This window comes from Oceanimonas sp. MB9, assembly GCF_011319775.1.
Taxonomy (GTDB): domain Bacteria; phylum Pseudomonadota; class Gammaproteobacteria; order Enterobacterales; family Aeromonadaceae; genus Oceanimonas; species Oceanimonas doudoroffii.
In genome coordinates this window covers 699,323-713,478 of record NZ_VFBE01000009.1, presented here as the reverse complement: position 1 = coordinate 713,478, position 14,156 = coordinate 699,323, and the positions used below count along the sequence as shown (strand labels likewise).

The following is a 14,156-nucleotide window of genomic DNA, read 5'->3' as shown; positions in this document are numbered from 1 at the left end:
GCTCGTGGTTTTACAGCGACTGGCCATAGGTCTGCTCCATGCCACCCTCGCCCATGGCAGGGTTAACACCGGTATTGCCGGTTTGCTCCGTGGTCGGAGCCCCGTCATTTACCCGGGAACGGTGCGACATGCGACCCAGCAGGTAAAATTCGAGATCGTTGGGCTCAATAAACCCGTCGGTAGGCAGGGTCACCTGCTCTTTGTTGAAGGGGCGCACCAGGCGGGGGGTGACCATGATCACCAGCTCGGACTCCCCCTTGGCAAAGCTGCGGCTGGTAAAGAGGTTGCCCAGCACCGGAATATCCCCCACAAAAGGCATTTGACTGACCTGCTCCCGGTTATTTTCACTGAGCAGGCCGGCGATACTGATGGTCTGACCATCCCCCAGTTCAACGGTAGTGCCGGCACTGCGCTTGCTGAGGGCGGTGATATCCCCAAACAGCGGTACGTTGGCGGAATTGGCCACCACCGGCTCGCTTACACTCACGTTCAGGTTAAGATTAATCTTGCCGCTACCCAGCACCACCGGCGTGAACTTGAGTCCCACCCCAAACTCCTTGAACTCCACGGCCACCCCGTCTTCGGTGGGCACCGGCACAGGGTATTCACCACCGGAGAGAAACTCGGCCGACTGACCACTGATAGCGGTAATGCGCGGTTCGGCCAGCACCCGGGCCAGACCCCGAGTCTTGGCCAGATCCAGCGCCACATTAAACACGGTATCGGCACTGGAGAAACTGCCGATGGCGGTGTTAGTGCCAAAGCTGGCCAGATCAGCAACGCTGTCGCGCAACAGCGAGAAGCCCCAGTTACCGGAGCTTTCCAACAATTCAAAAGCCGATTCCCAACTGCGGGAGGTATCCCGGGCCACCTCGGCCACGGTGACTTCCAGCATCACCTGCTGGCCACCGCCCACGCTCATCATGTTCATCACCTCGGAGCGGGCCACGCCTCCCTCGGCAGCCACCACATAGCCCCGGGTCAGCTCGTAGGCGGCGTTGAGCCGGTCGAGGTTGGACACCTCACCGCTGACCACCAACTGCCCCTGGGAGGTGTGCACCTGAATGGGCTCGTTGGGCAGAAAACGGTACAGGCGCTCTTTCAGCCCCTGCAGATCGTGGCTTACTTCAATGTCGTATACCTGCATCAGGTTGTCGTTCATGTCCCACACCATCAGGTTGGTGTGGCCGAGCGACTTGCCCACCAGGTAAAGCTCCCTGTCCTGCAGCACCAACACATCGGCAATGGCCGGGTTGCCCACCGACACCCGGCTGGCGGGCCGGTCGAGCATAAGTGAGCGGGATTTATGAATGGGCAACTGCATTTCGTTACCCGCCTCGTTCATGCTGCCACCGGCCATTACCGGGCCGGTAGCCACCAGCAGTGTTAACCCTAATACGCTTCCCAAAAAGGCTCTCATGGCCACCTCCATGTGCACTAAAAGTCAGAATATATGTTTAATGGTCAGCTTTTTACCGGCACCTGCTGCTGGCTGGTGCCTTTTATAAGATCAACAGTGGATGAACGGGGCCGTATCACTCTGGGAGCCGGTTCGGACCCGGACACGGACTGTGGTTCACTGGCCACGGCAGCCACGGTATCGAGTTGCAGATCCTGTGCATCATTGGGGTTGCGCAGGGCCAGCTGAATTCGCCCATTGGAACTGGCGTTTACCAGTCGTTCGGCCTGCTCGGGATCAACTTCAAGGGTGACGGCGCGAACCAGTTTGGGGCGATTTTCATCGGTATGCTGGGTCTGATCTACCGCCAGCACTTTGAGGTTTTTCAACACGGTACGGGTCATGCTGCCTTCGGTAAACAGAATATCGACCCGGTTGCCGGGCAGCAGGAAACCGGCTACGCCGATAACATCGTTCACCCGCACGGTGACCGCCCTCATACCGGGCTCAAGCAACACGGAAAGGGTGCTGCCCTCACCCACCGGCGCCAACCGCTCCCGGCGCAGCACATCGCCCCGGTAGAGATTGTTCTTGGCCACCATGTTTTTAACTTCTTCCAGGTTGGTGAGCGCACCAGGCGGAACCAGACGGCTGTCGATGTCTTTGAGTTGTACATGAATGGGCTCAATGGGAGCACCGGGCACCAGGTCTACCGCCGCCACAACCACCTGAGTAGTGTCACCTTCGGCCCTGGCCTGCGCCGCCCGGCTTTGCTGATTGAGCCAATTGTTGGCCATGATGGCCGCCGCCACCCCAAAGCCAACGGACAGAACAAACAATAGCAGAGTACGTGTTTTCATAACCGAATCCTTGGTTAGCTGAATGAATCCGCGCTGGAAGTATAGTCAGTGCACACAATACATATGCCAGGCCTTGGTTAAAATATCCTCGGTCAGTAGTTCATCGGCCTGACCGTTAAAGTGCATAATGTCCCGAGCAATCCCCAGAATGTCCCTCGGATAACAGGCAATCATTGGTTTGTTACTGCCTTTGTGCAGTTTGTCCACCATAAAGCGGAATAATGCTTCGGTAGCAGAAAGCTGATATTTTTCCAGGTTCATGTGCCAGACTTTTCGGTAAAGTTCTTCCGGCATGGCCTGCAACTGCAGCTTGTACCCCAAGCGGCGCAGAAAGGCTTCATCGGCAATACTTTCCGGATCCAGATTGGTGGAAAACACCAGTATCTGTTCAAAGGGAATGTCAAAATGAAGACCATTAGGCAAAGACAGAAAGTCCCGCCTTTCCTCCATCGGCACAATCCAACGGTTAAACAACTCATCGGCAGAAAAGCCCTGGCGCCCCAGGTCATCGATAAGGAGGACACCGTTATTGGCCTTCATTTGCAGTGGCGCACTGTATTGACGGGACTGCCTGTCGAAATGCACTTCCAGCATATCTAGCTTGAGCTCGCCCCCCACCATCACGAGTGGGCGATGGCAGGGAATATAGCGGGCATCAAGGTCGTCATCATTACCTACCACCCGCCAGTGATAAATAGGGTCGAACAACGGAATGATGGTATTCTGCACCGCGATGGCATGAGGCACATAAATATGCTCATCAAAAACCTTGTTAAAGCGGTGACATAAAAAACTTTTACCGGTGCCGGCATGACCGTAAATAAGCAGAGGTCGACGTGAGTTAAGTGCCGGTCCCAAAACATTGACCAACTCCGGGCTGATGACCATATCGGCCAGGGCCAACTCCAGCTGCTCCCGGCGTATGCTATGCTCGCCCAGCGACTGAGCCTGAACCAAACGATTGTAGTCCACCAGTGGAATAGGGGCTGGACCTATGTAGCCGTCACGTTCGTTCAGCACCTGAGCCTCATACTGGCCTTTTTGGGTCAGGGCAAAACGAATAGCCTCATCCATACGGCCGGAGGTGCGCACCTCCACCAGTTGTAGGGTTTTCAGCTCCTGCAGCAGGGGCTCGACGATGCTGCCCCGCAGGCACAGGCGATCGACCAGAGCCGGCAGCGACAGCGAGGCCTCCTCCTGCAAATGGCGCAGTATCAATCGGAACAACAGTTCCTTTGTCAGGCCGGTTTCGGCCAGTTTTTTGGGTTTAGGCAGGTACATCCTTGTTACCTCCTTCTTTTTTAAGCTGTAAGTTTTACTTTGATCAGCTGATAGCTAGGATACCAAGGTAAATATCTGGTATTTGTTCAGCATCACCGCCAGGGCCGCCCCCAGGGCAAGCGCCGGACCATAGGGCACCTTTAATCCGGCCATCTCGTTTTCTGCCGGGGTCATGTAACGACGGGTGCCGAAGATCAACATATAGCGACTGAAACTGGTTTTAAATCCTTGCCAACCGACTCTACGCCAGGCCAGTATTAACACTAGAGGCAGGCCAATCATCAGGCCATAAAGCAGGGACTCAATGAATAGCTGCCAGCCGGTAAAGGTAGCAATGGCCATACCCAGTTTGACATCACCACCGGCGAAGACTCTCAGTATAAAAAACGGGAACAACAGTAAAAATGAAAACGCCAGCCCGGACAGGGAATATATGGCCCCTTCGCCAAATATGGTATGAAAAAGGATACCCAGCGGAATAAATGGAAGGGTAATAAAATTGGGGATTTTATGCGTTCTGAGATCCATCCAGGCGGCACAAACCAATAAAGCCAGCAATGGTAGCTGTTCCATAGCATCACCATAAGGTAAGAGGGTGGGCAAGGCCCACCCTTGAAATAAAGCGTATCATTAGCTGGTGCAGCTACCACCACTCGCCGCACCTATAGTGGTACAGAGGCCGTTGATTTCTTCTTCAACCGCCTCACCAAGGTTAGTGAATGCAGTGGCTGCACCCGCAGCAATTAACGCACCGGCAACCGCGTATTCCACCATGGTCAGACCATCTTCATCATTCACCAGACGCAGCAGTTCTTTTGCAATAAACATAAGAAAACCCTCTTTCCTTGTTTGTGTTTTCAGTTCCCTGTATCACAGAAAACCTTCCTGGTTAACATTTACAGCTTTTAATTATTTATCATTTAGCTTCGGCACCGCCTGTGCCTGTGTTATTCATATAGTCGCGCGGCCTCCTTGCTGTTCGATTATATGTCCCGGCATTTTCCGGTCCTTAAGCATGTCGCTTGTTATTATTTATAGCTAATACCAAGGGGTAGTTCACGTGAAAGTTTCCGAACAATCTGCCCTGAACCGGACCCCTTTGGTTCGCTTTTTTCGGTTGTTCCGGGCTCTGCTGCCCGGTGGCAGGAAAAAAATGCCCGCTTCGCCGGTGGCGAGCGGGCAGGTCATTGCCAGGTAAATGCAGCGTTAGCAACTGCTGCCGTCGTTCTTGACCTCGGCACACATAGTGTTGGTCCGGGCTTCCACCGCACCACCCAGCGCAACAAAGGCGGCCGCCACGCCGGTAGCCAGCAGGGCGCCGGCCACCGCATACTCCACCGTGGTCAGGCCTGATTCGTCATGCCAAAGACGCTTTAATTGATTAAACATGATGTCTACCTCCATGTAAGCAATCAGGTTTTAAATATGGTGCTGTCAACAATGCAAGTATAGGCCCGTCAAAGGCCGCTCAGTCTTATATGTGTTCGTTCTTTCCATAAATATCCCCCGCAAACACCAGGCTGCCACCCTCGCTCCAGGCGGTAAAATACACCATATATACCGGCAGCCGCTCAGCCGGTGGTAACAGCTGGGTGCGTTCGTGTTCGGGCATTTGCCAGCCCAAACCTTGTGCCAGGGCGGCGGGCTCGGCCAGGCGTACGCAGCCGTGGCTTAACGCCCGCCGGTCCCGCCCAAACAGGGATTTGTCGGGGGTGTCATGCAAATACACGCTGTGGCGGTTACGCATTTCAAACTTGAGTTGCCCGAGGGCATTAGTCGGTCCCGGTTGCTGTACCAGACGCAAACCGGAAGGTGGGTTTTGCCAGTCGATGCTGGAGGGCGGCACCGGCTCACTACGATCTGGCAACCAGACGCGGAAACCGTTGCGGTCAAGGTAACCACCGTCCTTACGCTGGGCCGGTAGCAAATCTTCCCGCAATATATTGTCGGTGGGAGTCCAGTCCGGATTGACCTTGAGCGCATCGATATGGGTGGCCAGTTCGGGAGTGGGCCAGTCGGGCCGGCCTACGATCACCTTCATGGACAGCCTGGGTTGACCCGCCCGCACCAAGGTCAGACGGTAAGAAGGAATATTGATCAGTACATAATCGGTCGTGGCCGGCGGCAAGTGCAGCCAGCGACGCAGGTTGGTCTTAATCTCGGCCCTGAGCGCGGCAGGTGAACGATTCAACAGGGCGCGGATATCCTCGTTGAGCCCGCCTGTCACCTCAAGGCCTCCCGCCCGCTGCAGGGCGGAAAGAGTTTCACTTAACGGTGGATCCAGCACATCGGCCCGGCTGACCGGCGCCGGCACTTGCCGGCCCAGTTCCGCCAACCTTCGGCGCAAAGCAGGTATGACCCCGTCCCGCTCACCCGGCCGTACATTCGGCCCCGCAGGTAACACTGTGTAATTCTGCTTTCGTGCCAGGCGTTCATAATGTCGGTGGAGTTCGCGATAACCATTGTAGTCAGGCGCCTGACTTTCCATATATACCGCTAAGTTGCCTTGTTCACGAGCCAGCTTAAAACCCTCACTGCGCCAGTGCTGCGGAAGGGAGTATTGAGCAAAATGTTCCCGCGCCTTCAGCACCCCGAGCCACTCCTGCGTCAGCCACTGGTCTCGCTCTGGTACGCTCATACCGATCAGGGTATTCTTTTCGGGCAATAACAGCCGATACAAATGCCGCCCTGCCTCATTCAATTGCTGATTACTGTGCCACAGCAACCCGGCCGACACCGGACCACTCAGCAACAGCGCGAACCATAACGTCGTGCTCAACATCAATCTGGGCAATATCCTTGCCATAACACTCCCTCCCTGGGTCGAACCATTCACCATGGTCAACATTTCAGTCTAGGTAGGATAGAGGTAAAACAACAGCAGGGTCAGCGCCGCGGCCACCACCAGCATCAGCAGATAAACCTTGAGATACTGGCTGTGACGCCGTCCTTTCAGGTGCACCAGGGTAAAAGTGGTCAGAGCCAGCCCCAGCGCCCCCCAGATACCGAGGTGAAACCACAGGGTGGGCAGGGTCAGCCAGACGGTTCGCACTTCAATTTCCAGGTAACGCAGATAGCCGAAATGCTGCTCGGGCCGGCCGTAGTGAAACAGGATCAACAACAGGAAATAGAAGGTCCAGCCACCGGCGGTCAACGCCGCCAGCAGGCCTCCTAACCAGTCTTTGGGGTGTTTGGCCATGGCTTTTCCCCCCATCTTTTGCTTGAGTCCTGACACCACACGAGTAACATTAGCTCCCTTATATATAGTGTATCGGCCAAGGGCCGGTTTAGTTCAAAGCTGGAGAGCGATTTACATGACCCACGCATCCGTAACTGATGTGCTGGCAGGCAAATATGCCGTTGGCACCCCCCTTACCGTTAAGGGGTGGATTCGCACTCGCCGTGACTCCAAGGCGGGAATTTCGTTTTTGGCCATTCACGATGGTAGCTGCTTCAATCCGGTGCAGGCCGTGGTGCCCAATAACGTGGCGAATTATCAGTCTGAAGTGGTGCGCCTGACCACCGGCTGCTCGGTGGAAGTCACCGGTACCGTGACCGAGTCTCAGGGCCAGGGCCAGGACTTTGAACTGCAGGCCACCGAGGTAAAGGTGGTGGGTTGGGTGGACGATCCCGACACCTACCCCATGGCCGCCAAGCGCCACTCCATCGAGTATCTGCGCGAATACGCCCACCTGCGCCCGCGCACCAACCTGATTGGCGCCGTGGCCCGGGTTCGCAACTGCCTGTCTCAGGCGCTGCATCGATTCTTCCATGAGAACGGCTACATGTGGGTGGCCACTCCCATCGTCACCGCCTCCGACTGCGAAGGCGCCGGTGAAATGTTCCGGGTTTCCACCCTGGATCTGCAGAACCTGCCGCGCACCGACAAGGGCGACATCGATTTTGGCGAAGACTTCTTTGGCAAGGAAGCATTCCTGACCGTGTCCGGGCAGCTTAACGGCGAAACTTACGCCTGTGCCCTGAGCAAAATCTACACCTTTGGCCCCACCTTCCGGGCCGAAAACTCCAACACCAGCCGCCACCTGGCCGAGTTCTGGATGGTGGAGCCGGAGCTGGCCTTTGCCGATCTGGACGACGCCGCCCGTCTCGCCGAAGACATGCTGAAATATGTGTTCAAGGCGGTGCTGGAAGAGCGCATGGACGACATGGCCTTCTTTGCCCAACGGGTCGACAAAGACGCCATCACCCGTCTGCAAAACTTTGTGGAAAAAGACTTCGCCCAGGTGGACTACACCGACGCGGTAGAGATCCTGAAGCAGTCCGGCAGAACGTTCGAGTTCCCGGTGGAATGGGGTGTGGATCTGTCGTCCGAGCACGAACGCTACCTGGCCGAAGAGCACTTCAAGGCGCCGGTGGTGGTGAAAAACTACCCGAAGGACATCAAGGCCTTCTACATGAAGCTGAACCCCGATGGCAAAACCGTCGCGGCCATGGATGTACTGGCCCCCGGCATTGGTGAGATCATCGGCGGATCCCAGCGGGAAGAAGTGCTGGAAGTGCTCGACGCCCGTCTGGAAGAAATGGGCCTGAACAAGGAAGACTACGGCTGGTACCGGGATCTGCGCCGCTACGGCACCGTTCCTCACGCCGGCTTTGGTCTGGGCTTTGAGCGCCTGGTGGCCTACGTCACCGGCATGGGCAACGTTCGGGACGTGATTCCCTTCCCGCGCACCCCGCGCAACGCCGACTTCTGATTATTCACTACGAATAAACGCCAAAAAGCCCCGTTTTCGGGGCTTTTTTGTATTTAATGGCGACTGACGTCAATGCCGCACCGCGCGCTCACACGCCAAAGGCGAATTTGAGCGCAAACAGCGCCGCCAGGGCCCAGACCACGGGGCTTACTTCACCGGCCCGGCCAGACAGCACTTTAACCCCGACAAAGCTGATAAAGCCAAAGGCAATGCCGTGGGCAATGGAGAAGGTAAAGGGCATCATCACCAGCACCACCACGGCGGGCACGGCTTCGGTCAGGTCGTCCCAGTGCAGGTGGGCCAACTGGGCCAGCATCAGCACAGCCACATAGACCAGGGCGCCGGCGGTGGCATAGGCCGGTACCATACCCGCCAGTGGCGAGAACAGAATGGCGGCAATAAACAGCAGGCCGGTCACCACGGCGGTGAGGCCGCTGCGGCCACCCACGGCCACACCCGCAGTGCTTTCCACGTAGGAAGTGGTGGTCGACGTACCCAGTACCGAGCCGGCAATGGAGGCCGTACTGTCGGCCAACAGGGCGCGGCTCAGGCGCGGCAGGCGACCCTGTTCATCCAGCAGCTTGGCGCGCTGGGCCACGGCAATCAGGGTGCCGGAGGTATCAAACAAGTCCACAAACAAAAAGGCGAAGATCACCGACAACATACCTACGTTAAAGGCGCCGGCAATGTCCAGCTGCATAAAGGTGGGCATGATGGAAGGCGGCGCCGATACGATGCCCTTGTATTCAATGTCACCAAAGGCCAACCCCAAGCCGGTGATCACCAGAATGCCGATCATCACGGCGCCGCGCATGCCCCGGGCCGCCATGCCGATGATCAGAAAAAAGCCCAGCACCGCCAGTCCCGCCTGCAGGCCGGTAATGTCACCCAGCCCCACCAGGGTGGCCGGGTTGTCTACAATAATGCCCGCACTTTTCAGCCCCACCAATGCCAGGAACAGGCCGATGCCGGCGGCAATGCCGAGCTTGAGCGGCTGGGGAATGGCATTGATGATCCACTCCCGCACCTTGAACAGACTCAGCAGCACAAACAGGCAGCCGGAGAAAAACACGGCTCCCAGGGCGCTTTGCCAGCTGTACCCCTCGGTCAGCACCACCGTATAGGTGAAAAAGGCGTTCAGGCCCATGCCCGGCGCCAGGGCAATGGGGTAGTTGGCGGCCAGCCCCATGATAAAACAGCCCACCGCCGCCGCCAGGCAGGTGGCCACAAACACGGCACCGTAATCCATGCCCGCTTCCGACAGAATCGCCGGATTCACGAAAATGATGTAGGCCATGGTAAGGAAAGTGGTGATGCCCGCCACCACTTCCTGGCGGACATTGGTATTGAGCTCTTTGAGCCGAAAATATTGTTCAAGCATGGGGGGAGTAACTCTGAAATGATGGTGTAAACCGAAATTATCGGCTCAATCGGAACTTTTGGCAACGTGGTCACGGCAGGGCTGACCAGGAAGGCAGCATGCGGACGGGCGCATTTCCGTTTTCGGTTAATGCGCGGGGGTTTTGATCCCTCCCCCTCAGTCAAGGGGGAGGAACACGTCAGATCGCAGCCAGTAAACCGGCACCGGCCACGGCCAGGCCAAACACTCGCAGTCCGGCTTCGTGCAGGTGGCGGGCCACCAGCATGCCGCAACCGTGCAGCATGACCGTGGCCAGCACGAAGCCGGCCATAAAGGTTACCACCGCGCCTTCAACCGGTGCTTCCAGGCCATGGGCATTGCCGTGGAACAGTCCAAACAGGGCACAAATAACAGGGGCCAGCGACCGCAACGGCACACGCAGGGCCAGACCCGCCCCCAGCACCACCAGGGATGCCAGGATCATGGGCTCAACCCCGGGCAGGCCGATGCCGGCCGCTCCCAGGCCGGCGCCGGCGACCATGGCCGCCACAAAAGCCAGCGGCAAACGCCAGGCCAGTGCACGCTTGCCGGCCATCGCCAGCATGCCCACCGCCACCATGGCCAGTAAATGATCCCAGCCAAGCCAGGGGTGAAAGAAACCGGCAGCGAACCCCGAGCTCTCGTGGCCAGGGTGGGCAAAGGCGGTAACGGGGGCCAGGGCGGCCAGTATGATCAGGGCGTTTTTCATGGGGTTTCTCCGTGAAGGGCAAAATCGTCGGGCAGCGATCGCAGCATGCCTTCCTTTTCGATAAAACGAATAATCTCGAGCAGGCCATCGCCGCGCATCAGGTTGGTAAACACAAAGGGACGCTCGCCCCGCATGCGTTTGGCATCCCTGTCCATCACCTCCAGCGAGGCGTTGACCATGGGTGCCAGATCGGTCTTGTTGATGATCAGCAGATCCGACTTGGTGATGCCGGGCCCCCCCTTGCGGGGAATCTTGTCGCCGGCGCACACGTCGATCACATAGAGGGTCAGATCCGACAACTCCGGGCTGAAGGTGGCGGAAAGGTTATCACCACCGCTCTCGACCAGTACCAGCTCCAGGCCGGCATGGCGCTGTTGCAGGGTATCGATGGCCGCCAGGTTCATGGAGGCGTCTTCACGAATGGCGGTGTGCGGGCAGCCGCCGGTTTCCACGCCAAGAATGCGGTCTTCTTCCAGCGCCTGATGGCGCAGCAGGAATTCGGCGTCCTCCTTGGTGTAAATATCGTTGGTCACCACCGCCAGGTTGTAATGCGCCCGCAGGGACGCGCACAACTGGCGCAGCAGCGCCGTCTTGCCCGAGCCCACCGGCCCCCCCACACCAACTCGCAAACATTGTGTTGTCATCTTTTCAGCTCCGGAATAATCGGGAATATTGGGTTTCATGCAGGGCACTGGCCTGCACCTGACCGGGCAGGCCCAGGCCAAGCCGGTCATCATCCAGGGTGGCGGCCAAGGCCAGGGTCTCACTTAGCGCCGGTTTCAGCGCCAGCAGTAACCGCTGTACCGCGGTCTGCCCCAGTGGCAGGGTCTTGGCGGCCACCGCCAGCTGGTTTTCCAGCCAACTCCAGGCAAAGCCAAGGGCGGCGGAATGGGCGCTCAGGCCCCATGCCCGGGCCGCCACGGCCCAGGCGCACATCAGCGCCGGCGGCTCGGGCAGGCCGGCCACATTCACCCCCTGCCCCTTTAGCAACCGCACCAGGGCCAGGGCCTGCTGCTCGTCTTCAAACAGCAGCTCCCGGGTCTCCCGGCTGGCGCGAATAAAGTCATTCCAGTACTCCAGCGCCTCGCCCTGCCCGCTTTCCAAGGCGTCATGCAGGCGCAGCAGCACCGGCAAATCGAGGTGGGCCAAGCCTTGCAGGGTGGCCGCTAGCCAGGCCTTGAGCCCGTCTTCGTCGTTTACCCAGCCAAGCTCAATGGCCGACTCCAGACCGGCGGACCAGGCGAAACCACCAATGGGCAGCGAAGGGCTGGCCAGGTGCAACAGCCCCAGCAACTCACCGTCAGTGGTCATGGTGGTGGCCGCCCAAACCGTGATAAGCGCCGGACTCAGGATTAAAGGGCGCCTGCTCTCGCTCCAGACACAACCCCAGGTGTTCGGCCAGGTGCTCCAGCACATGATCCGGCGCAAAGCGCAGCCAGCGCTCGCCAATCTCCAGGGTCACATGGCGATTGCCTAGGTGATAACAGGCCCGGGCAAAGCTGGGCCAGTCGGCGGCATGGGCGGTGATCACCGGCTCCGCACCGGCGCGCACCTCAACCACCCGGCCGCATTCGCTCACCAGTTTGTCACCGGCAAGCAACACGCGGCCTCGCTCCAGAAACAGGCCCAGCTCAACACCACCGTCGCTGACGGCGCGCAGCCGTCCCTTCTGGCGCAGCTCAAAGGGCAGGGTCAGGGTATCGTCGGCGGGCCGAGGACTCGGCCCCTCGTTCAGGATCATGTTCAGCATGCTTCATCCTTCTTCAAAACAGGGAATAGAGCTGGGCCAGAGGCAGCACGGTAGCGGGCTCACACCTGAGCAACTCTCCGTCGCACACCACCTCATAGGTCTGGGCATCCACCTCCAGCCGTGGCGTAGCACTGTTGTGGATCATGCTGGCCTTGGTGATATTACGAGTATGCTCGCAGGCCACCAGCCGGCGCTTCAGGCCCAGTTTGCCGGGCAGCTCCCGAGACAACGCCGCCTGGCTGACAAAGGTCAGGCTGCTGGCGGCGGCCGCCGCCCCCTGGGCACCGAACATCGGCCGGTAGTGCACCGGCTGAGGGGTGGGAATGGAGCCGTTCACATCGCCCATGGGCGCCCAGGCAATGCTGCCTCCCTTGATGATTAAGCTAGGCTTGATGCCAAAAAACGCCGGGTTCCACAGCACCAGATCCGCCAGCTTGCCCGCTTCCACCGAGCCCACCTCATGGCTGACTCCATGGGCGATGGCCGGGTTGATGGTGTACTTGGCGATATAACGTTTCACCCGGTAGTTGTCGGCGCCGTGCCGCTCATCCTCGAGTAGCGGGCCCCGTTGCACCTTCATTTTGTGAGCGGTCTGCCAGGTGCGGCAGATCACCTCGCCCACCCGGCCCATGGCCTGGCTGTCGGATGAAATCATCGAGATAACCCCGAGATCCTGCAAAATATCTTCGGCGGCGATGGTTTCCTTGCGAATGCGCGAGTCGGCAAAGGCCACGTCTTCGGGAATGGCCGGATCCAGGTGGTGGCACACCATCAGCATATCAAGGTGCTCGTCCACGGTATTGATGGTATAGGGCCGGGTCGGATTGGTGGACGACGGCAACACATTGGGCAGGCTGCAGGCGGTAAGAATATCGGGGGCATGACCACCACCGGCACCCTCGGTATGGTAGGTATGAATGGTTCGCCCCTTGAAGGCCCCCAGGGTGTCTTCGACAAAGCCCGACTCGTTAAGGGTGTCGGTATGAATGGCTATCTGCACATCGTATTCTTCCGCCACCGACAAACAGCAGTCGATGGCCGCCGGGGTACTGCCCCAGTCCTCATGCAGTTTCAGCCCCATGGCTCCCGCCTCCAGCTGCTCACGCAGGGCCTCGGGTTGGCTGGCATTGCCCTTGCCGAGAAAACCGAAGTTCATGGGCAGGCCGTCGGTGGCCTGCAGCATGCGGGCTATGTGCCACTCTCCCGGGGTACAGGTGGTGGCCTTGGAGCCGGTGGCCGGCCCGGTGCCGCCGCCTATCATGGTGGTTACCCCCGAGCAAAGGGCCTCGTCCACCTGCTGAGGACAGATATAGTGAATATGGGAGTCCACACCGCCGGCGGTAAGAATATGGCCCTCACCGGCAATCACCTCGGTGCCCGGCCCCACATTGATGGTCACGTTGTCCTGAATGTCCGGATTGCCGGCCTTGCCGATAGCATGAATGCGACCGTCCTTCAACGCCACGTCGGCCTTGACGATGCCCCAGTGATCCACAATCAGGGCATTGGTGATCACGGTGTCCACACTGTCGGCACGCCCGGCCTGGCTCTGGCCCATACCATCTCGAATAACCTTGCCGCCACCGAATTTGACCTCTTCCCCATACAGGGTGAAGTCGCGTTCCACCTCAATCCATAACTCGGTATCGGCAAGCCGTACCCGATCACCGGTGGTGGGGCCAAACATGTCGGCATAGGCCTCGCGGCTGATCCTGCTCATTATTGCTCTCCTTCAAGCGGCCCCATCACCGCAGCGCGAAATCCGTATACTCGTCGCCGGCCGCCCATGGCCACCAGGGTCACGGTGCGCAGCTGGCCCGGCTCAAAGCGCACCGCGGTGCCGGCGGCGATGTCGAGGCGAAAGCCCAGGGTCCGCTCACGCTCAAATTCCAGCGCCGGGTTGGCCTCGGCAAAATGATAATGCGAGCCCACCTGAATGGGCCGGTCGCCGGCATTGGCCACGGTGATCTCGCGGCGCTCCCGGCCGGCGTTCAATTCAATGTCGCCGGCGGCCAGTTGCAGTTCTCCCGGTATCATGGTGCC

General features: G+C 58.7%; 16 protein-coding genes. 1 reads left to right on the top strand and 15 read right to left on the bottom strand.

Annotated features, from left to right (window positions below):
- Positions 1-10 precede the first annotated feature (10 nt).
- The 8 genes from OJHNALOF_RS14675 to OJHNALOF_RS14640 form a co-directional block, all read right to left on the bottom strand.
- On the bottom strand, positions 11-1,420 hold the full coding sequence (locus OJHNALOF_RS14675; protein ID WP_094199112.1) for a type II and III secretion system protein family protein: 1,410 nt from the start codon (positions 1,418-1,420) through the stop codon (positions 11-13).
- Positions 1,421-1,464: 44 nt separating this feature from the next.
- On the bottom strand, positions 1,465-2,259 hold the full coding sequence (cpaB, locus tag OJHNALOF_RS14670) for a Flp pilus assembly protein CpaB (RefSeq protein WP_094199111.1): 795 nt from the start codon (positions 2,257-2,259) through the stop codon (positions 1,465-1,467).
- A 45-nt stretch (positions 2,260-2,304) separates the two neighbouring features.
- Positions 2,305-3,540: an AAA family ATPase gene (locus OJHNALOF_RS14665; protein WP_165662471.1), complete on the bottom strand. Its 1,236-nt coding sequence runs from the start codon at positions 3,538-3,540 to the stop codon at positions 2,305-2,307.
- A gap of 54 nt (positions 3,541-3,594) precedes the next feature.
- Positions 3,595-4,113, bottom strand: a complete 519-nt coding sequence (locus tag OJHNALOF_RS14660) for a prepilin peptidase (RefSeq protein WP_165662470.1) — start codon at positions 4,111-4,113, stop codon at positions 3,595-3,597.
- A gap of 57 nt (positions 4,114-4,170) precedes the next feature.
- The gene (locus tag OJHNALOF_RS14655) at positions 4,171-4,368 is read right to left on the bottom strand and encodes a pilus assembly protein (RefSeq protein WP_094199108.1); all 198 of its coding nucleotides are present in this window, start codon (positions 4,366-4,368) and stop codon (positions 4,171-4,173) included.
- Between the two features lie 378 nt (positions 4,369-4,746).
- Positions 4,747-4,929, bottom strand: a complete 183-nt coding sequence (locus OJHNALOF_RS14650; RefSeq protein ID WP_206063718.1) for a Flp family type IVb pilin — start codon at positions 4,927-4,929, stop codon at positions 4,747-4,749.
- A gap of 85 nt (positions 4,930-5,014) precedes the next feature.
- Entirely contained in the window at positions 5,015-6,388 is a 1,374-nt protein-coding gene (locus OJHNALOF_RS14645) for a L,D-transpeptidase family protein (RefSeq protein WP_240919739.1), read from the bottom strand.
- Between the two features lie 6 nt (positions 6,389-6,394).
- The gene (locus tag OJHNALOF_RS14640; protein ID WP_094199105.1) at positions 6,395-6,739 is read right to left on the bottom strand and encodes a hypothetical protein; all 345 of its coding nucleotides are present in this window, start codon (positions 6,737-6,739) and stop codon (positions 6,395-6,397) included.
- A 115-nt stretch (positions 6,740-6,854) separates the two neighbouring features.
- Here OJHNALOF_RS14640 and asnS point away from each other — a divergent pair, with 115 nt between their 5' ends.
- A complete protein-coding gene (gene asnS, locus OJHNALOF_RS14635; protein WP_165662469.1) occupies positions 6,855-8,255 on the top strand; it encodes an asparagine--tRNA ligase in 1,401 nt (466 codons plus the stop codon).
- Positions 8,256-8,343: 88 nt separating this feature from the next.
- On the opposite strand, the gene OJHNALOF_RS14630 is transcribed toward asnS, so the two are convergent.
- The 7 genes from OJHNALOF_RS14630 to OJHNALOF_RS14600 form a co-directional block, all read right to left on the bottom strand.
- Positions 8,344-9,636 (bottom strand): NCS2 family permease, encoded by a 1,293-nt coding sequence (locus OJHNALOF_RS14630; protein ID WP_165662468.1) that lies wholly within the window; start codon positions 9,634-9,636, stop codon positions 8,344-8,346.
- Between the two features lie 178 nt (positions 9,637-9,814).
- Complete coding sequence (locus tag OJHNALOF_RS14625) at positions 9,815-10,363, bottom strand: HupE/UreJ family protein (protein WP_165662467.1); 549 nt, start codon at positions 10,361-10,363, stop codon at positions 9,815-9,817.
- Positions 10,360-11,007 carry an urease accessory protein UreG gene (gene ureG, locus OJHNALOF_RS14620; protein ID WP_094199101.1) on the bottom strand — a complete coding sequence of 216 codons (648 nt, stop codon included), beginning with the start codon at positions 11,005-11,007 and terminating at the stop codon, positions 10,360-10,362. The genes OJHNALOF_RS14625 and ureG overlap by 4 nt, the downstream gene beginning before the upstream one ends.
- Positions 11,008-11,011: 4 nt before the next feature.
- A complete protein-coding gene (locus OJHNALOF_RS14615) occupies positions 11,012-11,674 on the bottom strand; it encodes an urease accessory protein UreF (protein WP_094199100.1) in 663 nt (220 codons plus the stop codon).
- Positions 11,664-12,113 (bottom strand): urease accessory protein UreE, encoded by a 450-nt coding sequence (gene ureE / locus OJHNALOF_RS14610; protein WP_094199099.1) that lies wholly within the window; start codon positions 12,111-12,113, stop codon positions 11,664-11,666. The genes OJHNALOF_RS14615 and ureE overlap by 11 nt, the downstream gene beginning before the upstream one ends.
- A gap of 13 nt (positions 12,114-12,126) precedes the next feature.
- The gene (gene ureC, locus OJHNALOF_RS14605) at positions 12,127-13,833 is read right to left on the bottom strand and encodes an urease subunit alpha (protein WP_165662466.1); all 1,707 of its coding nucleotides are present in this window, start codon (positions 13,831-13,833) and stop codon (positions 12,127-12,129) included.
- On the bottom strand, positions 13,833-14,150 hold the full coding sequence (locus OJHNALOF_RS14600) for an urease subunit beta (protein WP_094199097.1): 318 nt from the start codon (positions 14,148-14,150) through the stop codon (positions 13,833-13,835). The genes ureC and OJHNALOF_RS14600 overlap by 1 nt, the downstream gene beginning before the upstream one ends.
- Positions 14,151-14,156 lie beyond the last annotated feature (6 nt).